This is a genomic window from Nocardia otitidiscaviarum NBRC 14405, assembly GCF_000308635.1.
GTDB classification, from domain to species: Bacteria; Actinomycetota; Actinomycetes; order Mycobacteriales; family Mycobacteriaceae; genus Nocardia; species Nocardia otitidiscaviarum.
This window is the reverse complement of sequence record NZ_BAGD01000053.1, coordinates 17,660-41,008: the sequence shown is the minus strand read 5'-3', so window position 1 is coordinate 41,008 and position 23,349 is coordinate 17,660. Positions and strand designations below refer to the sequence as shown.

The following is a 23,349-nucleotide window of genomic DNA, read 5'->3' as shown; positions in this document are numbered from 1 at the left end:
ACACCGCCGCCGCTACGGCCGCGTGGCGGCACCGCCGACGGAGCCCAGGCCGTGCGCCTGGGCCACCTCCACGGCGTAGAGTTCGCCCGCATCGGCCGTGAGCCCCTGCGCCAGACCCGGATCGGCGTCGCAGGCGGCACGCCAGCCCAGATCGGCGATGGCCTTCGCGTACGGCAGGGTGGCGTTGGTGAGCGCGGTGGTGGAGGTGTGCGGTACCGCGCCGGGCATATTGGCCACGCAGTAGAACAGCGAATCCGCCACCCGGAAGGTGGGGTTCGCGTGCGTGGTCGGATGTGAACTCTCGAAGCAGCCGCCCTGGTCGATGGCGATGTCGACCAGGACCGAGCCGGGCCGCATGCGCGCGACCAGAGCGTCGGTCACCAGTTTCGGGGCGCGCGCACCCGGCACCAGCACCGAGCCGATCACCAGATCCGCGCTCAGCACCGCCCGCTCGACCTCGGCGGTATTGGAGCCGATGGTGGTGATGCGGCCGGAGAACCGGGCGTCGAGTTCGCGCAGCCGCCGCAGGTTGGTGTCCAGCACGGTGACACGCGCCCCCATCCCCACCGCGACGCCGACGGCATTGGTGCCCGCCACCCCGCCGCCGAGCACCACCACATTGGCGCGGCGAACGCCCGGCACCCCGCCGAGCAGCACCCCGCCGCCGCCCTGCGGCGACATCAGGTGATACGCCCCGACTTGGGTGCCGAGCTTGCCCGCCACCTCGCTCATGGGCGCGAGCAGCGGCAGCGAGCCGTCGGCGGCACGGACCGTCTCGTAGGCGATGGCGGTGATCCCGGACCGCAGGATCGCCTCGGTGCACTCCCGCGAGGCGGCCAGATGCAGATAGGTGAACAGCACCTGTCCGGCGCGCATGCGCGAATACTCCTCGGCGATGGGCTCTTTCACCTTCACTACGAGTTCGGCCGCGCGCCACACCTCGTCCGCCGTCGGCAGCGTCCGCACTCCGACCGCGGTGTAGTCGTCGTCGCCGAAGCCCGAGCCGACCCCCGCCCCGGCCTCGATCACCACCTCGTGCCCGTGGCGCACCAGCTCCCCGGCCCCGGCCGGGGTGAGCGCCACCCGATACTCCTGCTGCTTGACCTCCCGCGGTACCCCGATCCTCATACCGTCATCGTGGCCCACCCGACCCGCCCCCGCCATCACCGCCGCGCCCGAGTCGCCGGGTGGTAATCAGCGGACGGGAATCGTGCGAGATTCCGGTCGGACTGCTCGGCTACGGCGCGGTCACCGTCAGCGACTCGCCCGGCACCGGAATGCGCAGCTGCTCACCGCGGCCGGCGTACTCGAAGTTGCGCGCCAGGTAGTCGAGGGTTTCGGAGAAGTGCGCCCAGCCCTCCGCGTGGACGGGCACGATCACGGCGTCGCCGAGCGCCTCGGCGGCCCGCACCGCGCTGCGGCCGTTCAGGGTGACGTCGGTGTCGCCGAAGCGGCCGGGATTCGCCGCGCCCACATTGAGGATCGCCACGTCGATGCGGCCCATCCGCTCGACGATTCGCTCCACCCGCTCGACGCTGGCGTTGTCGCCGGAGACATAGACGGTGGGCAGCCCCTCGGCCCGCAGCACGAAACCGGTGACCACACCGGTCACCGGCTCGCAGCCCTCCGGGCCGTGCAGCGCGGGCACGCCGGTGACGGTCACCTCGCCCAGCCGAACCGATTCCCAATTCTCCAGTCCCCGAACGCCCTCGATGCGCTCGGCGGCATCGGGCGTGGACAGCGTGGTCTCGACACGGGACAGGAAGTCCCGACCGGTGCGGTCGAGATTGTCGGGATGCTGATCGTGCGAAAGCAGCACCACGTCCACCGGCCCGATCCGGTCGGCGCTCACGGCGGGACCGGTCAGCTTGCGCAGGGTCACCGGTCCCGGGTAGACGCCCGGCTCGTCGAAGGTGGGGTCGGTCAGCCAGGTGTGGCCGCCGTAGCGGAAACGGACGGTGGGACCGCCGATATGGAGCAGTTCGACGGTGGCGGCGGGGTCGGTGGCGGCGGGGTCGATGGCGTTCGTCATATCGACGAGTCTCGTCCGGCGAACCAAGATCGAGAAGTGGCCCGGAGGCCGCGCATCGATAAGATCGGGCCATGCACACCGTGGCCACACTCGCCTACGACGGCATCAGCCCGTTCCATCTCTCGGTGCCGAGCCTGGTGTTCGCCCGGGCCGGGGTAGACGCGGACACCGATCCGCCCTATCGCGTGCAGGTGTGCGCCGAGCAACCCGGAACCCTCTCCACCCCAGCGGGTTTCGACATCGCCATCACACACGGCCTGGAGGCGATCGATCGCGCGCAGACGGTGATCGTGCCGAGTTGGCGACCACACGCGGAACTGTCCGACGCGTTGCGCGCCGCCCTGCACCGCGCCCACGATCGCGGCGCCCGCCTGGTGGGCCTGTGCCTCGGCTCGTGGGCGGTGGCCGCCAGCGGCCTCGCGGACGGCCGCGAGGTGACCACGCACTGGTCCGCCGCGGCCGAACTGCAACGCGCCCATCCGGCGGTGCGGGTGCGCGCCGACACCCTCTGGTCCGATCACGGCGACGTCATCACCTCAGCGGGGGTGGCGGCCGCCCTGGACTGCTGCCTGCACCTGGTGCGCGCCGACCTCGGCAGCCGCCGGGCCACCGAACTCGCCCGCGCCCTGGTGCTGGCTCCGCACCGCAGCGGCTCCCAGGCCCAGTACATTCCGGTGGCGGTGCCCGAACCGCTCGACGACGATCCGCTCGAGCACGCCATGGTCTGGGCGCGCACCCATCTCGACGACGTCATCGACCTGGACGTTTGGGCACGTACCGCTCTCATGGCCCGGCGCACCTTCACCCGCCGCTTCCGCGAGCGCACCGGTTCCAGTCCACAGCGGTGGCTGCTCCAGCAGCGGGTCGACCGCGCCCGCCTGCTGCTCGAGACCACCGACGCCACCATGGACCGTGTCGCCGCCGAATCCGGGCTGGGCACGGCGGTCAATCTGCGCCACCACTTCCACCGGATGCTCGGCATCTCGCCCGCCGCGCATCGCGCCGCCTTCCGTGCGGGCGGACCGGACCGCGCGGCCGGTTGACCGTGCTCTAGGTTCAGGCTCATGAAGATTCGTTTGGGCGAGCACGAACCGCAGATCGACGAGAGCGCGTGGATCGCGCCGAACGCCACCGTGGCCGGTCGGGTGAAACTGGGCGCGGAGGTGAGCGTCTGGTATTCGGCGGTGCTGCGCGGCGATATGGACGACATCAGCGTCGGCGAGCGGACCAATATCCAGGACGGCTGCGTCCTGCACGCCGATCCGGGTTTCCCGTGCACCGTGGGTGCGGGAGTCTCGGTGGGCCACAATGCGATCCTGCACGGCTGCACGGTCGGCGACGATGTGCTCGTCGGCATGGGCGCGACGGTGCTCAACGGCGCGGTGATCGGGTCGGGCAGTCTGATCGCGGCCAATGCCCTGATTCCGGAGGGTGCGCAGATCCCGCCGAATTCGCTGGTGGCGGGTGTGCCGGGCAAGGTGCGCCGGGAACTGGGCGAGCAGGAGTTGGAGCGGATCAAGCTCAATGCCGCGGTGTACCTGCACAACACGAACCTGCATCGCGACGGTCAAGAGGCGTGACTCGACCGAGTGTGTGAGACTCCACACACTGATCAAGCGACCATATAAGTCCGCTGCTAGCATCGTGCGCAGCGCTCCCGGCGGACCGGGCTCTGCCGTCGCCTGTCGGGTGCGCGCACGGGGCTAGCAGGAGGTTGCAACGGTGTCGTACGAGCAGGACGGTATGCACCGACGGCGGATCAGTGTGGCCGATATCGCGGCCCAGCCGGGGGGCATGGAGGCGCTACAGCGCCGGGTTCACGAATTACGCACCAATGGAATCGATTTCGCGGCGAATGCGATCGAGCGGGAAATGGCCGCGCTGAACGTGCGCTGACCCTCCCGACCCGAATCGGTGGAGCGAGGAGTCCGCGCCACGCGATGGCGATGCGATGAAATAATGACGCACGCCTTACCGCATCGACGCGGTCACCCCAACCGATCGACTGGAGATTCGATGCCTTCCGTGCCCAGCATGCTGCAGCGCATTCTCGACAAGCCGCGCCAGGACGGCGAGCAACTGCTCGAGAGCGCACTGTCCGCCTTCCTGGATTTCGGGATCAAGCGGACCAGCATGGGTGAGATCGCGCGTCGTGCGGGTATCAGCCCGGCCACGCTCTACCGTCGCTTCGAATCCAAGAACGAGCTGGTCGAGGCCGTCAGCGTGCGCGAGGCTCAGCGCTTCGTCGCCGAGATCGACAAGGGGGCGCAGGCATTCGACTCGACCGAGGACCAGTTGGTGGAGACCTTCGTCGCCTTCATCACGGCGCTGGCGCGCAATGAGCTGCTGCGGCGGCTACTGCGCACCGAACCCGATCTGGTGCTGCCCCGCCTCACCACCGAGGCCGGGCCGATTCTCGAGGTCGGCCGCGTCTATCTGGCGGGCAAGTTGCGCGAACTCCAGTCCGCCCAGGACACCACCGACTTCGACGCCGACCTGGTCGCGGAGATCATGGCGAGGTTGGCGCTGTCGCTGGCCCTGACGCCGGACGGTCTCATCCCGCTCGGTGACGCGCAGGCGGCCCGGGACTTCGCCCGCCGCACCCTGCTGCCCATGGTGGGTGTCAAGCCCGCCGTCCGGCGAAGCGCTTCATGATCGGCACATCCGCCCAGTGATACAGGGCGGCGGCCGCCACCAGTGACAGCACCAGGCTCAGGGCCGCGAACCCGGCCCAGCCGAGAACGCCGAACTGGTTGCCGCCGATGAGATGTCGCGTGATCACCACCATCACCGGGAACTGGATCAGATAGAACGCGTACGACACATTGCCCAGCAACACCATGCGCGGATGGGCATTCACTCCGCGGATACCCGCCAGATCCCGCGTGGCGAGGGTCGCCACGACCGCGGTCATGGGCACCAGCAGCAGCGCCGACATCTTGTAGTTCACCGGCACCACCCAGGTGGCGGCATAGGCCACCGCCAAACCCAGCAGCGGCGGACCGAGACGCGTACTGCGCCAATGTCCTTCGATCACCATGCGGGCGGCCAGCACCCCGAGGAAGAACTCCGGCAGCCGCGACAGCGGGAAGTTGTAGCTCAGCCAGTACGACGGCGAGACGGGGATGTCCGGCTGCGCGAACCAGCGCGGATCGGCATGCAACTCGAAGAACGGGGAGGCGTCCCCGGGCAGCAGCCGCGGCGCGAAGGCGTTCGCGATCCCCTTCGGCCCCGGCACCCACAGGTAGTAGGCCGTGTGCAGCGCGACGATGAACAGCACCAACAGCCCGGCGGCCACCAGCAGCCGCCGGGTCGGAATCCGCCGAATCAGCGGGAACACCAGCGGAAAGCACAAATAGAACAACATTTCCGAGGCCAGCGACCATGCGGGCACATTCAACCCGCCCACCGTGGTCCACTTCGGCACCCAGGTGTGCACCAGCAGCAGATTCGGCACCCACACCACCAGCCGCGACAACGGCACACTCGCCGCCACCACGAACACCACCCCCGCCAGCACATGCGTGGGATAGATCTTCAATACCCGCCGCCGATAGAAACCCCACACCGACATCCCCGGGCGATACGACCAGTAGATGATGAACCCCGACAACACGAAGAAGAACGTCACCCCCGCCGCCCCCAACTGCATCGGCACCAGATTGTGCAACTGCCGGAACAACTCCGACTTCTGGAACGGATACACCGGCAGGAACACCAGGGCGTGCAGCGCGAACACCGCGAACGCCGCCCACCAGCGCGCCCCCGTCAACGACGGCAACGCCGGCCGCCGCCCCGCCACCGACGCGATCGCGCCACCCGCGGCGGCGGGTGCGACCTCGACCATCAGCGCCCGACCTGGGCATGGATCCCGTCGGCCACCACCGCGTCACCCTGTTCGGAGGGATGGAACGGAATGGCGTCGGGGTCGCGCGGATCCTGGAAGTCGTTGATCCACGGCTCCGGTGAGCACAGCCCGTGCCCGGCCGTCGCCGCCCGGGTGTCGTAGAAGTCGATCTCGAGCAGCCGCGCCGCCTCCCGTTGCGCGGTGTCGAGCCGGTTCACGAATTCGATCGCCGCCCGCCCGCGCGGCTGCACGAAGCGTGCGACGCCGAAGGCGTTGAAGCACACCGATTCCGGTCCCGAGCCGAACAGTTCGGGATAGCCGACCAGGAGAATGCGGGCATGGGGTGCGTAATACTTCACGTACTCCACCACCGGGCGAATCCGGGCAGCGTAGGCGGCGCCGGTGACCTCCCGGTAGTCGGGGATGCGGCCCTGTTCGGCGGCATCGGGCCCACAGCCCTGGATGAGATTGAGCACGCATTGTTGCAGCGCGAACCACATGGTGGTCTCGTGCGCGCCCCAGCGGTCGTTGAGTCCGAATTGCAGGGTCACCAGTTCGGTGCGCGGACCGAACGCGCCCTGCTTGTCGGCCTGTTTGGCCTCCCAGGCGGCGGTGTAGTTCGGCGGTGTGTCGAGTGAGGCTCCGGGACAGGACATATCGAGGAAGTCCGAGGTGCCCGCCACGCCCATGCGCTGACTCAGCTGGGTGGGCCAGGAGGTCTCGCCGTGCCAGCAGTCGATCGTCTCGGACTCCAGTATCCAGGCATTGGAGCTGAACGAATCACCGAGTACGACAAGAGTTTTACCCTCGACGGGCGCGGCGGTGCCGACCCCCGCCCCCGTCCCGGACGCGGCGAGCGCCAGTACCGCCGCCGCTACCCAGCGGGCACCGATCCACTTTCCCACCCGTGCCCCCGCTCAGTATCCGGCTCGCGGCTCGAATCCCGGATCCGGCAGCGTCGGAGCGGGTTTCGGCGGTTCTGGTGCGGGCTGCTGCACCGCGGGCACGGTCGGCGCGGCGGGCGGGGCGGGGTCCTGCGGCGTCTGCGCGGCCGGCGCCTGCGGCACGACGGTGGTCGTCGGCGCGGGGGCCTCCGCGGGCGGCGGCACCGGCGACGGCTCCGAGGTCGGCTCCGAGGTCGGTTCGGCTACGGTCGAGGGCAGCACACTGCTGGACGGCGCCGGGGCCCGCTCGTCATCACCCCCGGAACATGCCACCGCACCCGACAGCAGTGCGATGCCGCCGATCACCGCCACCGCGCCCCGCGTCACCGCGAGCCGACCTCGGATCCAAGACTTCATATGAACCTCGTACATAGATCTGAAACAACTACAGTTCACTAGGCCGAGAGTGTAAGCGCGCCGACACACAACCCGGACCGGTTCCGCGATCATTTCCCACCCGGCGCCCGCTGCAAATCCCCGAATTCCGTGGGCGGCGTGGCCGAATGCCCTGCGCAGCGCGCCCACCCGGCGTAAATCCGCCATCCTTCGTAAGCTGCCGCCATGACGAGATCGCACGCCACCCCCGCCGAGACGGCGCGGTACTGGGCCCGCTATCCCGACCGGCACGGCTGGGCAGCGGGCGGGAAGGCCACCACGGTCGTGCGACGCCGGATACTGCCCGACCGCGTCTACGACGAATCGTTTCGCACCTGGGGCGGCTGGGCTCCCACCGCGACCCTCTACGACATCGACGACCCACGCCCCTCGACGGTGCCGCATCTGGTGGAGATCAGTGCCGCCGACGCCGATCTGCTACTGGGTGACCGATTCGGCGTGATCGGCGCGACCGGACAGGCGGAGTCGGTGATCGAGACCCCGGAACTGCCTGCGGCGGAAGCGGATTCGCTGCGCGCCCAATGGGACCACCTCACCCGGGTCGCCGCCGCGACGGCGAAGACGCTCGACGAGCTGCTGGACGAACTGCCCGCGTCCTGGGCCGCACGCCGGGTCGACCTCGCCCCCGTGAAATCACCCGAGTCGGTGCGCCGCCAGGTCGCGGTGCTGTGTTCGGAGGGCGTCGCGCTGCCCACCGCCCTGCGCGTGATCAACGACATCATCCGCTTCACCGTGGTGCTCGACGCCGACGCCTACCCCGAGGCCGTCGCGCGGATCACCGCCCTGCTGGCGGCGCGCGGATGCACTCCGGTCCCCGGCTCATCGGCGGACTCCCGGGAGAATCCGCGCTATCGCGTCCGTCGCGCGGTGTGGACCGCCCCGGACGACCCGGCGCGTTTCGAGATCCAGTTCCACACCGCCGCCAGTCTCACGATCCGGGAACGCGACCAACAACTGCACGACTTCGCCCGGCAGTCCGAACTCTGGCCCGCCGACACCCATCCCGGCGGGGCGGCCTTCGTCCGGCACAGCTCGTGGTGGTGTGTTCCCGAATCACCGGAGAACGGCCGTGCCGTGGCCGCCCTGCTCGGCTACCCCACCGGTGAAGAGGCGCTGCGCGATCTGGTGGCCGCGCCCACCCGCCTGGCCTATCTGCTGAACTTCCCGACCAACGACCTGTACCCGCTGCTCCAGGTGCGCCGCCTGATCACGGCCTTCGTGACCGGTCCCCCGGTGCCGCCGGTGGACGACGCCGACGCGATGGCGGCGGCGACGGTCGCGCTGACCTCGGTGCTGCGGTCCGAGATCGGCGAATCCGACGGCAGCGCGGTGATATTCGGCGTACCGCATCCGACCGCCGACGATGCGATTCTCGAGATTCGCCGGGCCGCCCGCCTGCTCATCGGCGCGGCCGTCGTGCGGCGCGGCGATCTGGACGGCCAGCGGTGTCCACGCGCCGCCGCCCCGGCCGGGTCCAAGGCCGAGGTGGTCGCCGCCCTGCTGGGTCTCGCGGAGGCCGAGAGCGTGTACCGCGAACCCGCGCTGGCCGCCCGCCGACTCGCCTATCTACTGGGCATTCCCGCCCGCAACCCCACCGCGCTGCGCGTGCTCGCCAGCGTGCTGGCGGTGTTCGTCGAGCAGGCGCGGATCCCACCGCTGGGCCATACCGACGAACTGGTGGTGCAGACCGACCGGGTGGCGGGGGCGGCCACCCCGGCGGATTCGGAGCTCTACCGCACGGCGGCCAAGGGTCTCGGCATCTCCGACCTCAGTGCCGACGGCGCCGGAATCTACCGAATCTGTTCCCACGCGGCGGTTTTCCTGTTCAAGGCGGTGTTGATCCGACGGATCGACTGAGCGACCGCGGGCGGCGCGCCCGCGGCCGCCTCGCTTCACGCCCGCACTTCGCTGCGGTCTCCGCTCCAGAGGGTGTGGAACTTGCCCTCGGCGTCGACGCGTTCGTAGGTGTGTGCGCCGAAGAAGTCGCGCTGTCCCTGGGTGAGGGCGGCGGGGAGGCGTTCGGCGCGCAGGGCGTCGTAGTAGGACAGCGAGGACGCGAACGCCGGGACCGGGATGCCGAGCAGGGTGGCCGTGGACACCACCCGTCGCCAGGAATCGATGGCGGTTTCGATGGCCGCGCGGAAGTAGGGGTCCAGGATCAGGCTCGGCAGTTCCGGATTCGCCTCGTATGCTTCCTTGATCCGGTTGAGGAACCGCGCACGGATGATGCAGCCGCCGCGCCAGATGGTGGCCATGTCCCCGGGGTTGAGATTCCAGTCGTACTCGGCGGACCCGGCCGCGATCTGGTCGAAGCCCTGGGCGTAGGCGACGATCTTGGAGGCGTAGAGGGCCTGGCGGATGTCCTCGGTGAACCGCGCGGTATCGGTGGGCCGCTCGGCCAGGGTGCCCGCGGCCAGCCCGACCGCGGCCTTGCGCTGGGCACGCGACCCCGACAGCGCGCGGGCGAACACCGCCTCGGCGATCCCGGTGACCGGGATGCCGAGATCGAGCGCGGACTTGACCGTCCAGCGGCCGGTGCCCTTCTGCTCGGCGGCATCGACGATCACATCGACCAGGGGCTTGCCGGTGGTGGCGTCGACCTGGTTCAGTACCTCGGCGGTGATCTCGACCAGGTAGGACTCCAGATCACCGGAGTTCCAGTCGGTGAACACGTCGGCGATCTGCTTGGCGTCGAAGCCGAGGGCGTCGCGGAACAGGTGGTAGGCCTCGCCGATGAGCTGCATATCGGCGTACTCGATGCCGTTGTGCACCATCTTCACGAAGTGCCCGGAGCCGTCGGGGCCGATGTGGGTGCAGCACGGGGTGCCGTCGACCTGCGCGGCGATGGACTCCAGCATGGGGCCGAGGGATTCGTAGGACTCCTTCGGACCGCCGGGCATGATCGCCGGGCCGTTGAGCGCGCCCTCCTCACCGCCGGAGATGCCCGCGCCGACGAAGTTGAGCCCGCGCGCGGCCATCGCCTTCTCGCGGCGGATGGTGTCGGTGTAGAGCGCGTTGCCGCCGTCGATGATGATGTCGCCGGGTTCCATGGCGTCGGCGAGTTCGGCGATCACGGCGTCGGTGGCGTCACCGGCCTTGACCATGATCAGCACCCGGCGCGGGCGCTCGAGCGCGGCCACGAACTCGGTGATGGTCTCGGTGCGCACGAAATCGCCCTCGTCACCGTGCGCGGCGAGCAGGGCGTCGGTCTTGGCGACACTGCGGTTGTGCAGGGCAACGGTGTAGCCGTTGCGCGCGAAGTTGCGGGCGATATTGCTGCCCATGACCGCCAGGCCGGTGACACCGATCTGGGCACGCGCTTCCGAGGTCGCCATGAAAGAGCCTCTTTCCGTTCGACAGGTGTGAATGCGAGGCAAACCCTACCTGGACGGCGCGGCCGGATCACCGGGCGGTGAACTCCACGGCATGCGACGGTAGCCGGGGGACACAACTGGAGATGAAGACGAGGAGAACCACGGTGGCGATCATCGACGTGTGGGCGCAGCACCCCACACCACGACTCATCCAGCACGACATGTTCGATTCACTGCGGCGCTGGGGCGCACCACTGCCGACCGAACCGCTGCCGGTCTCGGCGACCGTGGCCGCCATGGCGGCCGGTAGCGTGGATGTCGCCCTGATCAGCGCCTGGTACGCACCGGAGGGCGTACTCGTCTCCAATGACGAGGTGGCCGAGTTCGCGGCGGCGTCGCAGGGGCGGCTGATCGGCGTCGCGTCGGTGGATCTGCGGCGGCCCATGGCGGCGGTGCGGGAGCTGCGCCGGGCGGTCACCGAACTGGGCCTGCGGGCGCTGCGCGTGGTGCCGTGGCTGTGGGGGCTGCCGCCCAACGACCGTCGCTACTATCCGCTCTACGCCACCTGTGTGGAGCTGGGCATTCCGTTCTGCACACAGGTCGGGCACACCGGCCCGCTGCGCGCCTCCGAAACCGGCCGTCCCATCCCCTATCTCGACGATGTGGCGCTGGAGTTTCCCGAACTCACCATCGTGGGCGGGCATATCGGCTATCCGTGGACCACCGAGATGATCGCGCTGGCCACCAAGTATCCGAACGTGTACATCGACACCTCTGCCTACACGGTGCACCGCTACCCCGAGGAGCTGGTGCGGTACCTGCGCGGCCACGGCCGCCGGAAGGTGCTGTTCGGGACCAACTTCCCGATGATCACCCCCGAGCACGCCCTGGCCGGGCTCGACGACCTCGGCCTCGACACGGAGGCCCGGGAGCTGTTCCTGTCCGGCAATGCCCGACGGGTGTTCGGACTGCCGGAGTAGGCCGCGCGGGTCAGCCGCGCCCGTGTCGTGCCTCGTAGGCCGCGCGCTCGGCGGCCTGGCGCTGGCGTTCGCCGATATCGGCGAGCTCCGGGTCCAGGCCGTGCTTGAGCAGCCGGTGGCGGCGGTACACGTACATGAGCGCGATGGTGAAGTACACCAGCGGCAGATACAGCAGCGCCATCATGGACAGGCCGACCCACAGCGGTCCCGGCACCAGCAGGAACAGGCAGAGCACCGGCAGCACCGGAATCAGGAAGCGCAGCAGATAGCGGCGCGCCGCCCCCGGGCCGGTCAGATCCGCGAGCACCCAGTCCCGCATATCGGGCGGCAGCGTCGCACCGCAGATATAGCGCACGCGTTGAACGAGATTCGGCTTACTGGCGCTCACATGTTCTCCCTGTGCATCGGTGCCGCTCGCCGCGCGGCCTTGTTCACGCGGGTGAGCACGTCGCGCAACTGTTCGAGATCCGCCAGGCTCACCCCCAGTCGCTCCACCACGGCGGGCGGAATCCGCTCCGCCTCGCGCCGCATGGCCCGCCCCCGCTCGGTCAGGTCGACCAACAGCGTCCGCTCGTCGCGGCGATCGCGGCGGCGGGTGATCAATCCGGCCGTCTCGAGCCGTTTCAGCAGCGGCGAGAGAGTGGCCGAATCCAGTTCGATGGCCTCGGCGATGGCCTTCACCGACATCGGCGACTCACCCCACAGCGCCAGCATCACCAGATACTGCGGGTGGGTGAGCCCCAGCGGTTCCAGCAGCGGCCGGTACACCGCGAGCACGGAGCGGTTGGCGACCGCCAGCGCGAAACACACCTGCCGATCGAGGCGCAGGGGATCGTCCGGTGCGTCGCGTCCACTCACGGTCGTGAGCTTAACGCGCTAATAGTTAATGCACAAACTAATGTCCGTCAGCCCAGCACGGGCAGCTCCCGCTCGTCGGCGAGCGCGGAGAGTTCGCGCTGCATGACGCCGGTGACGATGTCGTAGGCGGCGTCCAGGTCGTCGGCCTCGTGGCCGCCCTTCGCGAGTTCGTCCGGCAGGTCGATGGGTTCGCGGAAATCCACCACGATCTTGGCGGGCAGCGGGATGTGCCCGAGGGCGTCGCTGATATTGACGCCCCACGGCAGCGCGAGCGAGATCGGGAACACCTTCACCCGCAGCAACCGGTCCAGCCGCAGGAAGCGGGCGATGCGGTCGCCGCGGGTGAGGATGAACAGGGTCTCCTGACCGCCGATGGTCACCACCGGAACGATCGGCACCCCTTCCTCGAGCGCCAGCCGCACGAAACCCGTGCGGCCCGCGAAGTCGATGCGGTCCGACTCCGCAGTGGGCCGCATCACCTCCCAGTCGCCGCCGGGATACACCAGCACCGCCGCGCCCGTCCGCAATGCCGCGCGCGCGTTGTCCGGTGCGGCCGCGAGGGTTCCGTACCTGCGCGCGACGTCACCCACGCCGGGCAGGGTGACCAGCAGGTCGTGGGCCAGCTGATAGAACGGCCGCTCCGCTCCGAAGTGCCGGAAGAACGCCAGCGCCGTGATCGGCACCTCCGGTGCGGTGATGCCGCCGGTGTGATTGCCCACCAACAGCACCGGCCCGGTCGCGGGTACCCGCTCGATGCCGCGCACCTCCGCCCGGAAATACACCCGCACCAGCCGCCAGCCGAGATCGACCGTGCGCGAGATGAACTCGGGGTCGCGGTCGCCGAGGTCGGCGTCCGGCACCAGCCCGCGCACCCAGCTGCTCACCGTGTCGATCGGCGATCGGGTCCACCATGCGTTCATCACCACAGACGTGCCCGTCCGCACACAATCGAAACCCGGTGCACGAGCACCGGGTTTCGATAACCAGAACCGCGAGACCTAGGGCGTCGGCGTCACACTCGGCGTGGTCGTGGTCGTGGTCGTGGACGACGACGGCGCGGTGGTCGTGGACGACGGCACGGTCGTCGGAACCTCCGACTCCTTCGCGATCGGCGCGTTCGCGGTAGTCGACTCGGCCGACGTGATCGCGGTGGTCGACGGCGCGACCGACGTAGACGGCGCGGTGGTGGACGATTCCGGCGAGGTCGTAGACGATTCGGGCGAGGTCGTGGTCGACTCGGGCGCAGTCGTGGTCGACTCCGGCGTAGTCGTGGTGGACTCGGGCGAGGTCGTGGACGACTCGGCCGGTGTCGTGGACGGAGCCGTCGTCGATGACGTCGCCCCACTCTTCGACACCGTCGTACCGGTGGTGGAACTCGTAGCCGTCGTCGTCGACGTCGTCTTGCTCGCCGCCGCCTGCACCGAGTTGGTGTACCCCTGCACCGCGGGCAGCGGCTCGGCCTTCCGCTCGACCGGCTCACCCGCCTGCGCCTTCTTGGCCAGTTCGGTCAGCCACGCCGCCGCGTACTCGGCGGAGGTCAGCTCCTTGCCGTCCTCGGGCTTGGCGTCGCGCCAGTAGTCGAAGTGGTGTCCGCTGCCATTGGGGCCGAGCGTCAGGTTGTACGGATCGCTGAGGATCACCGGGATGGTGTTCTGGTTGGTCACGATCAGACCGACGATCTCGTTGAAGATCTTCTGCGGCAGATAGGCCAGCGGCGAGAGTCCCTCGGCGGCGACGTTCTCCGCCTGCGCGGGTGCCCGGTGCGCACCCGGCTTGTAGGCCGGATCCGACACTCGCAGCAGCACGTCCAGGAAGGTTTCGTCGCTGGCCATCCAGTTCGGCTGCGACGCGATATCGGAGAAGGCGGTCATGGCGATGCGGCCGAGCACCACCGCGACATCCTGTCCGGTCGCGGGGGTGAGCCCCTCGCGTTCGAGCTGATCGGCATTGACCTGCCGACCCACATTGACCACCAGTTGCAGCAGCGAGATGTTCTGCGGTGCGGCGCAGGTCAGGTCGCCCTCGGAACAGAACGAGGCGATCTTGCCGTTGAGTTTGCCGAAATCACCGCTGGTTCCCGGTAGCGCGCCCTGCCCGGAGATCGGGTTGGCGCCGTTCTGGTACTTGCGGTCGAAGCCGTCGGGATTGCTGAACGGATCCTCGGCGCCGATGAACGGGCCCTCACCCGCCTGCCGGCCGGAGTCGGCAAGGATGACCACGCCGAGCACATCGTCCGGATTGACGCCGGACTCCTCGTTGCCGATCTTCATGGCGACGCGGCGCACCACGTCGGCGCCCTCGCTGTAGCCCACGATGGAGAATTTGGTGTCCGGGCAGGCCGCCGAGATCTCGCCCATCACCTGTTCGGTATTGGCCACACCGGTGTTGACGGCGTCCTCGTAGGTGGCCATATTCGCCGGATACGCGATGTACACGGCGGCGTACGAGCCCTGCCCGACATCATCGGACGGCGCGTTGACCACCGGGTCGAGCCATTCGCTCTTGTGATCACCCGACAGTGCGGCGGGCAGCGGGTTCCCGTTGGCGTCCACCAGCAGCGCGGTGGTGCCCTCCTTCGGCGTGTCACCACGACCGGCCACCGAAATGGTCACCATGTCGTGGCATTCGGTCACCGACGACCTGAGCTGCGTATCCACCACGGGCTGCTCCGATTCCGGAGCCCAGATCACCGCGGCGGCGGCCGCCACACCCAATGTCGTCAGCGCCGCGGCCGCGGACGCGGTGCGGTGCCGCACGAAGAAATCACCGAAGGCCATGCCCTTGATCCCCATTCCAGTACCGATGAGCACACGGAAGGCCCTCCCCGGACGGGCCGTATGTCACCGGAGACGTCGTCGCGGGGCACGGGAACGTTACGGATCGCTAACCGACCGCAATTCCGCGGCGCACCGAATGTGGTTCAGGTCACAGTGATTCGACCTGCCCGTGTGGCGACCGCACGTCCGGTGGCACACCGCATGCCATGGTGAAGCCATGACCTCTCGCGCGCAGCTCCGCAAGACCGCATTGTCGCTCCCCGAAACCGTCGAGCAGGACGCCGGTGCGCGAGCGATCGCATTCGCCGTCGACGACACACGGTTCGCCATAGCAACCGCCGATGGACTGGCGGAACTCTTGTTGACCCCGTCCGACACCGAGGAGGTACTGGCCGCGCACCCCACCGCCGAGCGGTGGGTCCGGGCCGCCACACCGGTGGGCGTCCGAATTCGGCTGGCCGACATCAATGGCCAGCAGCTCAACCACTGGGTGCGCCGAGCCTGGCTGTCGGCCGCGCCGACGCGGCTGGCCGCCCGAGCCGCCGAGGCGGATCGGGCCACCCCCGGCACGGTGGGAGATCTTCCGAAGGCCATCGGCGGGCCGGCTACCCGAGCACTGGTCTCGGCGGGGGTCACCACCCTTGATCAGGTCGCGGCCATGGGCCGCGCCGAACTGTCGGCTCTGCACGGCGTCGGACCGAAGGCCGTGCGCATTCTGGACGAGACACTCGCCGCGACCGGACGCACGCTCGCCTGATCGCGCGGTTCCGGGCGTAGAGCTCGAGACGATAACTGTCTCAGACAATCCTTGTCCACCGTGTGGTCTTGCCGCTACCGTTGACACATGGACGCACATCTCCGATCCGAGGTCGAACTCCCCGCCGGAGTCGAAGGCCGCGCCGCTGCCGGGTATGCCTCCGCCGCAAGGCTTTTCGCACGAATGTTCGCGGGCAAGCGAGGCAACGGCGCGGGGCTCGCCGTGTACCACCGCGGTGCGCCGGTGCTGAACATCTGGGCGGGTTCGGCCGACGCCGCGGGGACACCGTGGACCCGCGACACCGGCGCGATGGTGTACTCGGCGTCGAAGGGCGTCACCGCCACCGTCATGCACCGACTGGCCGATCGAGGGCTCATCGACTATCACACCCCGATCGCCGAGTACTGGCCCGAGTTCGGCGCGAACGGCAAGGGCGACATCACCATTCGTGACGTGATGACACACCGGTCCGGACTGTCCGCACTCCCGGCGAACACCTGGGAGGAGATCCTCGACCACGAACTCATGGAACGGCGGCTGGCCGCGGCCGCCCCGGATCGCTTGCGCGGCAAGCCGATCTACCACGCGCTCACCCAGGGCTGGATGCTGGCCGGAGTTGCCCGCGCCGTCACGGGCCTGTCCATGGCGGAGCTGTACCGCACCGAGGTCGCCGAGCCGCTCGGCGTGGACGGCATCCACCTCGGCCGACCGCCCGCCGACGCGCCCACCGTCACCGCGGATCTGGTCGGCTCGGCGAAAGCGCTGTGCGAGAGCGCATATGCGCGCCCCACCGTCAGCCTGGCCGCCCGCCTGCCCGGTCCCTTCCGCGCCCCGCTGCGGTCGATCTACTTCCCGGGTCTGGAAGCCGCGTTCGCGGGCGATGAGCCGCCGATTCTGACCACGCAGCTGCCCGCGGGCAATGCCGTCTGCACCGCCGACGGGCTCGCCAAGATGTACAGCGCCCTCGCCTGCGACGGCATGGTCGACGGACAGCGCTACCTGTCGCCCGACACCGTGCGCACCCTGGAGATCGTGCAGACCATCCAGCCGGATCGCACCCTCATCGTGCCGTGTTGGCATCTCGGCTACCACATCTTCCCGTCCCCGCGGGCCCCGCGCGGATACGGCCACCTCGGCGCGTTCGGCTCCGGCGGCTGGGCGGATCCGGCCTCGGGCATCTCCATCGGCTTCGTGCACAACCGCATGTCCGTCGGCTGGGTCTCCGCGGATATGACCCTGCTGGCCTGGCTGATTCCCGCGATCCTGGCGGGAGCCCGCGGCAGCACGGCCACCGCGGCGGCCGCCGACGCGGCCACCCACGTGGCGTGACGCTACTGCCCGTCGCTGAGCGGGCGTCCGGTCAGCACCCGCCCGGCGACACCGAGCAGCCGCCGGTAGCCCGCCAGCGCGCCGCTCGAAAAAGCCAGTGACCACACGGTTTTCGGAGCCGAGGGCGGCAGTGGTTTGCCCGCCAGTCGATCGGCCAGCCACTCCGTCACCAGCGGTGCCGCGATGACGGCGAGTGTCACATGGCCGCTGAGCCGGTCGCGCACATATTGCACCGACGCCCCCGCCGCCCGGTAGCGCCACACCTGCTCGTCCATATCCTCCACGGCCACGACGGCGTCATTGGTGGCCTGCACCACCAGCATGGGAAACGCCGGTGCCGAGGTGACCGGGCGCAGTGCCTCGAAGATGGCCTCGAATTCGGGCCGGGTGATCAGCTCGGCGACCGTCACCGCGCTGTGCCGGTCGAGATCGCGGCGCAGGCTGCGGAAGACGATGGGCAGGATGGTGCTCGACTCGGCGTGGGCGATCAACTCGTGGAACGGACCGTCGAAGTGCGAGCGCACGGCGGCGCGCAGATCCGGGTAGGCACGGCAGAGCGCGGACAGCACCAGCACGATGAGTCCCGCGTACACCGTGCCGTTGAGCCGGGCGAAGACACTGCGCGGATCACCGACCGGAGAACCCGCCGACGCCCCGACGATATCGAGCTCCGGCGCGTACTCACCCGCCATCTCGGCCGCCCACGTGGTGGCCAGCCCACCGCCCGAATAGCCCCACAGCGCCACCGGTGTCCGTGCGGTCAGACCGAGTGGTTCGAAGGAGAGCGCCGCGCGAATCCCGTCCAGAATGCGGTAGCCGGGTTCCCGGGGCACCCCGAAATGTCCGTCCGTACCGACGTGATCGGGCACCGACAGCACCCAGCCGCGCGCCAGCGCGTTCGCGAACAGGAACATCTCGAGCTGCGGCACCGAGCCGAAGGCCCGCGCACCCTGCCGCAGGTTGTAGGACGGCAGCCCCTTCGCCACCACGGCGTCGATGGCGCACTGATACGACACCAGCGGCCGCCGCTCGCCCGGCTCGGCGTGCTCGGGAAGCAGGACCGTGGTCACCACCGCTTCCGGCGCGCCGTGCACGGAGGTGGTGCGATACAGCAGCTGCCATGCCGAGATCCGCTGCGGCACCACGCCCAGCAGTCCGAGCTCCACCTCGCGGGACCGGATGACGGTGCCCGGGGCGAGCGCCGCCAGATCCGGCGGCGGCAGGTAGAAGGGGTCGTCCAGGGGTGGCAGCGGCCCCTCGGCGGTCGTGTCACCCGCGGTGGCGTCGACCTCGACGGGCGTGCGCAGCGGCACGACCTCCGATGCGGTTGCCTCCGCGGAGTTGGTGATATCGACGCTCATGGCCGCCCCTCCTCATTTCGTCCGGCGATTGCTCCCGGACCGTAGCAACAACCATCGGCTGCCTCCGTAACCCGAAACATGCACAGTCCCAAGGGCATTGCGTACAGCAACCGGGTATCGACACCGATCGGCCGAAGCGATGCGGTGCGACGCGAATGCCGTGCAATCCCGCCGAATAGGGGATTTCTAGGGGCCGATACGCGCCGAGCGCGCATCGGCGTCGTCACCGCGTTCCGGTCAGGCGGCGAACCCGCTCGTTGAGGTAGCGCTGTTCGGGAACGCTCGCGCTGAGCTGGGCGGCCCGCCGGTAGCTGTCGATCGCCGCGTCCTCGTCACCGGCCATCTCCAGCAGGTGGGCGCGCACCGCGTGGGTGCGGTGATGCCGCCGCATGACCGGATCATCGAGCAGCGGTGCGATCAGGGCCAGCCCCTGTTCGGCGCCGAATGCCATCCCGACCGCCACCGCGCGGTTGAGGGTGAGCACCGGACTCGGCGCGACCCGGTCCAACATGGCGTAGAGGATGCTGATCTGCCGCCAGTCGGTGCCCGCCCAGGTCGGCGACTCCGCGTGCACGGCCGCGATGGCCGCCTGCAATTGGAACCGGCCGACGTGGCCGCAGGGCAGTACCCGCTCCAGAATGGCGACGCCCTCGGCGATGGCGTCGCGATCCCAGCGCGAGCGATCCTGCTCGGCCAGCGGAATCAGGCGGTCGTCCGCGACGCGGGCCGCCGCCCGGGCATGGGTGAGCAGCATGAGCGCCAGTGCCCCCGAGACCTCGTCGTGGTCGGGGATGGCCGCGTGCAGCTGGCGGGTGAGCCGAATCGCCTCCTCGGACAGGCTCGTATCCAGCAGCGAATTCCCGGCGGAACGGGTGTGCCCCTCGGTGAACATGAGGTGGCAGACATCGAGTACGGCCGCCGTCCGTGCGGGCAGCGCCGCGGCGTCGGGCAGTTCGAAGACCGCACCGGCCGCCCGCAGCGTCGCACGCGCCCGTGAAAGCCGCTGCGCCATCGTGCGTTCCGGCACCAGGTAGGCGGCGGCGATCTGGGCCGAACTCAATCCGCCGACGGCGTGCAGGGTCAGCGCGACCTGCGAGGGTCGGCTGAGCGCGGGGTGACAGCACAGCAGCAGGAGCAGCAGGGTGTCGTCCCCCTCCGGCATCCGCTCCGCCGACGGCGCGAGGTGCGCGTCGCCCGGCTGGGCGAGGGCCACCGCCTCCTCCCGCCCCGCGCGTGCCCGGTCGGACCGCATCCGGTCGATCAGCCGCCGCGACGCCACCCGGATCAGCCAGCCGCGCGGATTGTCCGGCACCCCGGTGTGCTTCCACCGCACCGCCGCCGCCTCGGCCGCCTCCTGAGCGGCGTCCTCGCAGTCCCCGAGGTCACCGTGGCGGCGCAGCAGGGCGGCCAGGACGTGCGGCGACTCCCGCCGCCACACGTCCGCCACCATGTTCACTGGTCGTCGCCGCCCGGCCACATGGTGGGGCGCAACTCCACGGTCTCGCCCGGACCGGCGAACTGCGCGGCGATCTCCTCGGCACGTTCGCGGCTCTCGACATCGATCAGGAAGAACCCGGCCAGATGTTCCTTGGCCTCGGAATAGGGCCCGTCGGTGGGAAGCGGCTTCCCATCCGCCCAGCGATACAGCCGCGCGGACTCGGGTGCGCCCAGCGCCTCCCCCGTCACCAGTTCCCCCTTCTCCTGCATCTCGCCGAGCAGCCGCTCGAAATCACCGTTGATCCGATCCCGTTCGCCCTGCGGCAACGCCTGAACCTCGGGCAGGAAGTCACCGGTCGGGTGTCCCCACGGCTGCGGATTGGAGTGAATAAGGATCACGTACTTCATCACGAACTCCTTCGACATCGCGGATGCGCCCGGTCGACCCATCCTCACAAGAAACGTCGGAGCCGCAGCCACGATGTCGACATCGGTGCCGGGTGTTTGCCGACAATATCTGCGGGCACTGCCTCGGAATGGTCGACAGCGCGCGCGAGAATCGCATGGTGATCGGACTGCTCGCCGATCCGGATCTGCCGAGTCGGCTCGCGCGGCGGCTGGGCGACGAGCTGCCCGGCGAGTTGGGGCGTGCGCTCGGTGGTGGGACCGAGTGGCGGGCGGAGGTGCTCGCGGACCCCTTCGAGGCGCTGTACCCCGATCACGAGTATCTGATCGACAAGGCGCATGAGCGCGTGCGGGATACTCCGTGGGATATCGCGCTGTGTGTCACCGATCTGCCGCTGTACGACGACGGCGGCATCGTGGTGGCGAATATCGACGCACCGGGGCGGGTGGCGGTGGTGTCGCTGCCCGCCCTGGGCGGAGTGCGGCTGCGACGGCGGCTCACCGAGTTGGCGGTGGCGCTGGTCGGGGCGCTGCTGCGGCGGCCGGAGGACGCATCCGTGGACCGGGAGCTGGCGCGGCGGCTGCCGTCCCCGCTGCGTGTGCACCGCGGTCCCGCCGACACCGACACGTCCGTGGTCCGCAGTCGCCGCTCGGGGGTGCCCACCCTGCTGGCGGGCATGGTGCGGGCCAATCGGCCCTGGCAGTTGATCGTCGGGCTGTCGACCGCCCTGGCGGGAGCGTTGACGGGCACCGCGTTCGGCGTGCTGTACTCATCCATCTGGACGCTCGCCATCTCGCTCAGCGGACTCCGCCTCGCCGGAATCACCGTCGCCGCCCTCGCGAGCCTGACCCTCTGGATCATTGTCGGGCACGGCCTCTGGGATACCCACGAATCGTTCGGACGGACAAAGGATTCCGACCGGCGGCTGCGCAATGCCGGAACCGTGGCCACGGTCGCGGTCGCGCAGCGATCGGTGCGTATCCACGACTACCTCGCCATCGCCCTGGTGGCCACCGTCCTGGGCACCATCGCCGGAGCGGTGGGCTCCGGCCTGGAGGACGACCTCACCGTCCGCAAGGCCACCTACAGCCATCGCGAGCGGGAACGCCGCCGCCGAGCCGAACGACGGCCCGATTCGTGACCATCGCGCGCCCGGTATCACCGGATATCCAGCGTCACCCGGGCGTTGAGGGCGGTGGTCAGGGAGGCGCCGAAGGTGCGGCGGATGGTTTCGCTGAGGTGGGAGGGGGAGGCGAAGCCGGCGTCGGCGGCACAGCGGGTGAGGTCGTATCCGGCGGACATGCCCGCCAGCACGATTCGCACCCTGGCCCACTGCCGGTAGCGGCGGAAGGTGGTTCCGGTGTGTGCGGCGAACAGTCGCAGGAAGTAGTGCTCCGACATGCCGACATCGGCGGCCGCGCGGTCGGCGCGCGGGTGCGCGGTCGGATCCGCACGGATATCGCGCATGATCGTCTCGATCCGCGGATCGAGGACGGACGGCGAACCAGGCTGGGAGAGCAGCGCGTCCAGGCTCGGCACGCCCGCGCGGGCGGCGGCGACGCAGGCGGCCTCCGCGGCGGGATCGAGGGCGCACGGCTCGACGGCGTCGCGCAGCCCGGCGATCACGGCGCTGCCCGGCTCGGCGAACACCAACGCGATCCGGCCCGCCGAGACGATCCGATGCCGAATCCGGGCCTGGACGAAGACACTACGGGTGACGAACGTCCCGTAGTCCTCGGTCTCCACCGTGAACGATCCGTCCAGGCTCAGGCCGAGACATGCGATGGCCGTGGCATGCATGCCCACGCCCAGATCCGGCCCGAGATATCCGGCGTGCCGGGGCCGCATCCACACCACGGGCGCGGCAGCGCAGGTTTGTGAAAGCGCGGCCCCGGTCATATCGGCCAGGCTAATCGGTATCCGGCGCATACGGCGTCGGCGAGTACGACAGAGGGATGCGCCATGACCACCGACCCACACGCGAAGCCCAGTTGGCGGACCCGAGCGGTCACCGCACTGTTGCGGGCGGGCGGCCAGCGGAAACTGCTCGCCACCCCGGAGGGGGTGCACGCGGAGATCGCGAAGCGCGACCGGCGCGACACCGAGGTGCGCCCGCCCGCTTCCCTGCGTAAACGGGCCACCGTCACCCGGGAGGACCTCGACGGCTGGCCCGTCTACCGCATCACGCCGAACGACGTCACCACCGACGTCGCGGTGGTCTTCCTGCACGGCGGCGGTTTCTTCCGCGAGATCGTCGGCGCACATTGGGCATTCGCGGCCCGGCTGGCCGCCGCCGTTCCGGCCGAATGCGTGGTCCCGATCTATCCGCTGGTCCCGCACGGCCGCGCCGCCGAGATGGTGCCCACCACCGCCGCCATCCTGGCCCGCACCATCGAGCGGCGCGGTACGGGATCGACCGTGGTGATGGGCAATTCGGCCGGTGGCGGGCTGGCGCTGGCGGCCGCGCAGACCCTCCGCGACCGGGGCGGCCCGCAGCCGTCCCGCCTCGTCCTGATCTCCCCCTGGCTCGATATGACCATGTCCGACCCGGCCCAGGCGGAGATCGAACCGACCGATCCGCTGCACCTGCGCCCCGGCCTGGTCGAGATCGGCCGCCGCTACGCGGACCGGCTCGCCCCCGAGGACCCCCGGGTCAGTCCGCTGTTCGGCCGCCTCGAGGGTCTCCCGCCGATCACGGCCTTCGCCGGTACCCGCGAAATCTTCGTCACCGACACCCGCACCCTCGCCCGCCGCGCGGCGGACGCGCACGTGCCGATCGACTACCACGAGGCCCCGAACCTCCCGCACAACTACGCCCTGTTCCCCGCTCCGGAGGGCCGCGCGGCTCGCGAGATCATGGTCGACGCCTGCCGCGCCCCCCTGTCCGCCGGGCGGCGCTGAATCGACGACC

General features: G+C 69.8%; 24 protein-coding genes. 10 read left to right on the top strand and 14 right to left on the bottom strand.

Annotated elements, in window-relative coordinates:
* Positions 1–12: 12 nt before the first annotated feature.
* Both ald and ON31_RS09720 read right to left on the bottom strand, forming a co-directional pair.
* Positions 13–1,128, bottom strand: a complete 1,116-nt coding sequence (ald, locus tag ON31_RS09725; protein WP_039811924.1) for an alanine dehydrogenase — start codon at positions 1,126–1,128, stop codon at positions 13–15.
* Positions 1,129–1,237: 109 nt separating this feature from the next.
* Positions 1,238–2,032 carry an MBL fold metallo-hydrolase gene (locus ON31_RS09720; protein WP_051037045.1) on the bottom strand — a complete coding sequence of 265 codons (795 nt, stop codon included), beginning with the start codon at positions 2,030–2,032 and terminating at the stop codon, positions 1,238–1,240.
* 71 nt (positions 2,033–2,103) lie between these two features.
* On the opposite strand from ON31_RS09720, the gene ON31_RS09715 reads away from it, so the two are divergent.
* From ON31_RS09715 to ON31_RS09705, 4 genes are all read left to right on the top strand, one after another.
* On the top strand, positions 2,104–3,075 hold the full coding sequence (locus ON31_RS09715) for a GlxA family transcriptional regulator (RefSeq protein WP_039811789.1): 972 nt from the start codon (positions 2,104–2,106) through the stop codon (positions 3,073–3,075).
* A gap of 21 nt (positions 3,076–3,096) precedes the next feature.
* Positions 3,097–3,612, top strand: coding sequence for a gamma carbonic anhydrase family protein (locus ON31_RS09710; RefSeq protein WP_029932607.1), 516 nt, complete (start codon positions 3,097–3,099; stop codon positions 3,610–3,612).
* 142 nt (positions 3,613–3,754) lie between these two features.
* Complete coding sequence (locus ON31_RS37260) at positions 3,755–3,928, top strand: hypothetical protein (protein ID WP_162836502.1); 174 nt, start codon at positions 3,755–3,757, stop codon at positions 3,926–3,928.
* Between the two features lie 120 nt (positions 3,929–4,048).
* Complete coding sequence (locus tag ON31_RS09705; RefSeq protein ID WP_039811786.1) at positions 4,049–4,687, top strand: TetR/AcrR family transcriptional regulator; 639 nt, start codon at positions 4,049–4,051, stop codon at positions 4,685–4,687.
* Here the strand turns inward: ON31_RS09705 and ON31_RS09700 are convergent.
* The 3 genes from ON31_RS09700 to ON31_RS09690 are packed head-to-tail and all read right to left on the bottom strand — an operon-like array spanning position 4,656 to position 7,180.
* Positions 4,656–5,879, bottom strand: a complete 1,224-nt coding sequence (locus tag ON31_RS09700) for an acyltransferase family protein (protein ID WP_051037044.1) — start codon at positions 5,877–5,879, stop codon at positions 4,656–4,658. The two genes, ON31_RS09705 and ON31_RS09700, sit on opposite strands and share 32 nt — an antisense overlap.
* Positions 5,879–6,784, bottom strand: a complete 906-nt coding sequence (locus ON31_RS09695) for an SGNH/GDSL hydrolase family protein (RefSeq protein ID WP_039811784.1) — start codon at positions 6,782–6,784, stop codon at positions 5,879–5,881. The genes ON31_RS09700 and ON31_RS09695 overlap by 1 nt, the downstream gene beginning before the upstream one ends.
* Positions 6,785–6,796: 12 nt before the next feature.
* Entirely contained in the window at positions 6,797–7,180 is a 384-nt protein-coding gene (locus tag ON31_RS09690) for a hypothetical protein (RefSeq protein ID WP_157533627.1), read from the bottom strand.
* Between the two features lie 204 nt (positions 7,181–7,384).
* Between ON31_RS09690 and ON31_RS09685 the strand changes: the two genes are divergently transcribed.
* Entirely contained in the window at positions 7,385–9,076 is a 1,692-nt protein-coding gene (locus ON31_RS09685) for a hypothetical protein (protein ID WP_039811779.1), read from the top strand.
* Between the two features lie 35 nt (positions 9,077–9,111).
* Here the strand turns inward: ON31_RS09685 and gnd are convergent, their stop codons facing one another.
* Positions 9,112–10,554: an NADP-dependent phosphogluconate dehydrogenase gene (gene gnd, locus ON31_RS09680; protein ID WP_039811776.1), complete on the bottom strand. Its 1,443-nt coding sequence runs from the start codon at positions 10,552–10,554 to the stop codon at positions 9,112–9,114.
* A gap of 122 nt (positions 10,555–10,676) precedes the next feature.
* Here gnd and ON31_RS09675 point away from each other — a divergent pair, with 122 nt between their 5' ends.
* Complete coding sequence (locus ON31_RS09675; RefSeq protein ID WP_218007302.1) at positions 10,677–11,513, top strand: amidohydrolase family protein; 837 nt, start codon at positions 10,677–10,679, stop codon at positions 11,511–11,513.
* Positions 11,514–11,523: 10 nt separating this feature from the next.
* Here ON31_RS09675 and ON31_RS09670 read toward each other — a convergent pair whose 3' ends face one another.
* From ON31_RS09670 to ON31_RS09655, 4 genes are all read right to left on the bottom strand, one after another.
* Positions 11,524–11,901 carry a DUF5313 family protein gene (locus tag ON31_RS09670; protein ID WP_039811771.1) on the bottom strand — a complete coding sequence of 126 codons (378 nt, stop codon included), beginning with the start codon at positions 11,899–11,901 and terminating at the stop codon, positions 11,524–11,526.
* Positions 11,898–12,371, bottom strand: coding sequence for a MarR family winged helix-turn-helix transcriptional regulator (locus ON31_RS09665; RefSeq protein ID WP_039811768.1), 474 nt, complete (start codon positions 12,369–12,371; stop codon positions 11,898–11,900). The genes ON31_RS09670 and ON31_RS09665 overlap by 4 nt, the downstream gene beginning before the upstream one ends.
* Positions 12,372–12,418: 47 nt before the next feature.
* On the bottom strand, positions 12,419–13,255 hold the full coding sequence (locus ON31_RS09660; RefSeq protein WP_255222038.1) for a 1-acyl-sn-glycerol-3-phosphate acyltransferase: 837 nt from the start codon (positions 13,253–13,255) through the stop codon (positions 12,419–12,421).
* A gap of 114 nt (positions 13,256–13,369) precedes the next feature.
* The gene (locus ON31_RS09655) at positions 13,370–15,148 is read right to left on the bottom strand and encodes a cutinase family protein (protein ID WP_039811913.1); all 1,779 of its coding nucleotides are present in this window, start codon (positions 15,146–15,148) and stop codon (positions 13,370–13,372) included.
* 217 nt (positions 15,149–15,365) lie between these two features.
* Between ON31_RS09655 and ON31_RS37810 the strand changes: the two genes are divergently transcribed.
* Positions 15,366–15,905, top strand: a complete 540-nt coding sequence (locus ON31_RS37810; RefSeq protein WP_039811766.1) for a helix-hairpin-helix domain-containing protein — start codon at positions 15,366–15,368, stop codon at positions 15,903–15,905.
* Positions 15,906–15,992: 87 nt separating this feature from the next.
* Complete coding sequence (locus ON31_RS09645) at positions 15,993–17,234, top strand: serine hydrolase domain-containing protein (RefSeq protein ID WP_039811763.1); 1,242 nt, start codon at positions 15,993–15,995, stop codon at positions 17,232–17,234.
* Positions 17,235–17,236: 2 nt separating this feature from the next.
* Here the strand turns inward: ON31_RS09645 and ON31_RS09640 are convergent, their stop codons facing one another.
* The 3 genes from ON31_RS09640 to ON31_RS09630 form a co-directional block, all read right to left on the bottom strand.
* Positions 17,237–18,595 (bottom strand): lipase family protein, encoded by a 1,359-nt coding sequence (locus tag ON31_RS09640; protein ID WP_081592332.1) that lies wholly within the window; start codon positions 18,593–18,595, stop codon positions 17,237–17,239.
* Between the two features lie 223 nt (positions 18,596–18,818).
* Complete coding sequence (locus ON31_RS09635) at positions 18,819–20,045, bottom strand: RNA polymerase sigma factor (protein ID WP_039811760.1); 1,227 nt, start codon at positions 20,043–20,045, stop codon at positions 18,819–18,821.
* Positions 20,046–20,047: 2 nt separating this feature from the next.
* Positions 20,048–20,440, bottom strand: a complete 393-nt coding sequence (locus ON31_RS09630; protein WP_039811908.1) for a YciI family protein — start codon at positions 20,438–20,440, stop codon at positions 20,048–20,050.
* Positions 20,441–20,568: 128 nt separating this feature from the next.
* On the opposite strand from ON31_RS09630, the gene ON31_RS09625 reads away from it, so the two are divergent.
* On the top strand, positions 20,569–21,579 hold the full coding sequence (locus ON31_RS09625; protein WP_051037042.1) for a hypothetical protein: 1,011 nt from the start codon (positions 20,569–20,571) through the stop codon (positions 21,577–21,579).
* Positions 21,580–21,596: 17 nt separating this feature from the next.
* Here the strand turns inward: ON31_RS09625 and ON31_RS09620 are convergent, their stop codons facing one another.
* Complete coding sequence (locus tag ON31_RS09620) at positions 21,597–22,337, bottom strand: AraC family transcriptional regulator (RefSeq protein ID WP_063821456.1); 741 nt, start codon at positions 22,335–22,337, stop codon at positions 21,597–21,599.
* Between the two features lie 63 nt (positions 22,338–22,400).
* Between ON31_RS09620 and ON31_RS09615 the strand changes: the two genes are divergently transcribed.
* Positions 22,401–23,339 carry an alpha/beta fold hydrolase gene (locus tag ON31_RS09615; RefSeq protein ID WP_051037040.1) on the top strand — a complete coding sequence of 313 codons (939 nt, stop codon included), beginning with the start codon at positions 22,401–22,403 and terminating at the stop codon, positions 23,337–23,339.
* The last annotated feature ends 10 nt before the right edge of the window (positions 23,340–23,349 follow it).

What these genes read in the sequence shown, in the direction of transcription:
- ON31_RS09675 (WP_218007302.1), top strand. Translation starts at nt 10,677, where the DNA reads ATGAAGACGAGGAGAACCACGGTGGCGATCATCGACGTGTGGGCGCAG.
- ON31_RS09720 (WP_051037045.1), bottom strand. Translation starts at nt 2,032, where the DNA reads ATGACGAACGCCATCGACCCCGCCGCCACCGACCCCGCCGCCACCGTC.
- ON31_RS09715 (WP_039811789.1), top strand. Translation starts at nt 2,104, where the DNA reads ATGCACACCGTGGCCACACTCGCCTACGACGGCATCAGCCCGTTCCAT.
- ON31_RS09645 (WP_039811763.1), top strand. Translation starts at nt 15,993, where the DNA reads ATGGACGCACATCTCCGATCCGAGGTCGAACTCCCCGCCGGAGTCGAA.
- ald (WP_039811924.1), bottom strand. Translation starts at nt 1,128, where the DNA reads ATGAGGATCGGGGTACCGCGGGAGGTCAAGCAGCAGGAGTATCGGGTG.
- gnd (WP_039811776.1), bottom strand. Translation starts at nt 10,554, where the DNA reads ATGGCGACCTCGGAAGCGCGTGCCCAGATCGGTGTCACCGGCCTGGCG.
- ON31_RS09640 (WP_081592332.1), bottom strand. Translation starts at nt 18,595, where the DNA reads ATGAGCGTCGATATCACCAACTCCGCGGAGGCAACCGCATCGGAGGTC.
- ON31_RS09655 (WP_039811913.1), bottom strand. Translation starts at nt 15,148, where the DNA reads ATGGCCTTCGGTGATTTCTTCGTGCGGCACCGCACCGCGTCCGCGGCC.
- ON31_RS09635 (WP_039811760.1), bottom strand. Translation starts at nt 20,045, where the DNA reads ATGGTGGCGGACGTGTGGCGGCGGGAGTCGCCGCACGTCCTGGCCGCC.
- ON31_RS09690 (WP_157533627.1), bottom strand. Translation starts at nt 7,180, where the DNA reads ATGAAGTCTTGGATCCGAGGTCGGCTCGCGGTGACGCGGGGCGCGGTG.
- ON31_RS09625 (WP_051037042.1), top strand. Translation starts at nt 20,569, where the DNA reads ATGGTCGACAGCGCGCGCGAGAATCGCATGGTGATCGGACTGCTCGCC.
- ON31_RS09615 (WP_051037040.1), top strand. Translation starts at nt 22,401, where the DNA reads ATGACCACCGACCCACACGCGAAGCCCAGTTGGCGGACCCGAGCGGTC.
- ON31_RS09685 (WP_039811779.1), top strand. Translation starts at nt 7,385, where the DNA reads ATGACGAGATCGCACGCCACCCCCGCCGAGACGGCGCGGTACTGGGCC.
- ON31_RS09705 (WP_039811786.1), top strand. Translation starts at nt 4,049, where the DNA reads ATGCCTTCCGTGCCCAGCATGCTGCAGCGCATTCTCGACAAGCCGCGC.
- ON31_RS09700 (WP_051037044.1), bottom strand. Translation starts at nt 5,879, where the DNA reads ATGGTCGAGGTCGCACCCGCCGCCGCGGGTGGCGCGATCGCGTCGGTG.
- ON31_RS37810 (WP_039811766.1), top strand. Translation starts at nt 15,366, where the DNA reads ATGACCTCTCGCGCGCAGCTCCGCAAGACCGCATTGTCGCTCCCCGAA.
- ON31_RS09620 (WP_063821456.1), bottom strand. Translation starts at nt 22,337, where the DNA reads ATGACCGGGGCCGCGCTTTCACAAACCTGCGCTGCCGCGCCCGTGGTG.
- ON31_RS09630 (WP_039811908.1), bottom strand. Translation starts at nt 20,440, where the DNA reads ATGAAGTACGTGATCCTTATTCACTCCAATCCGCAGCCGTGGGGACAC.
- ON31_RS09710 (WP_029932607.1), top strand. Translation starts at nt 3,097, where the DNA reads ATGAAGATTCGTTTGGGCGAGCACGAACCGCAGATCGACGAGAGCGCG.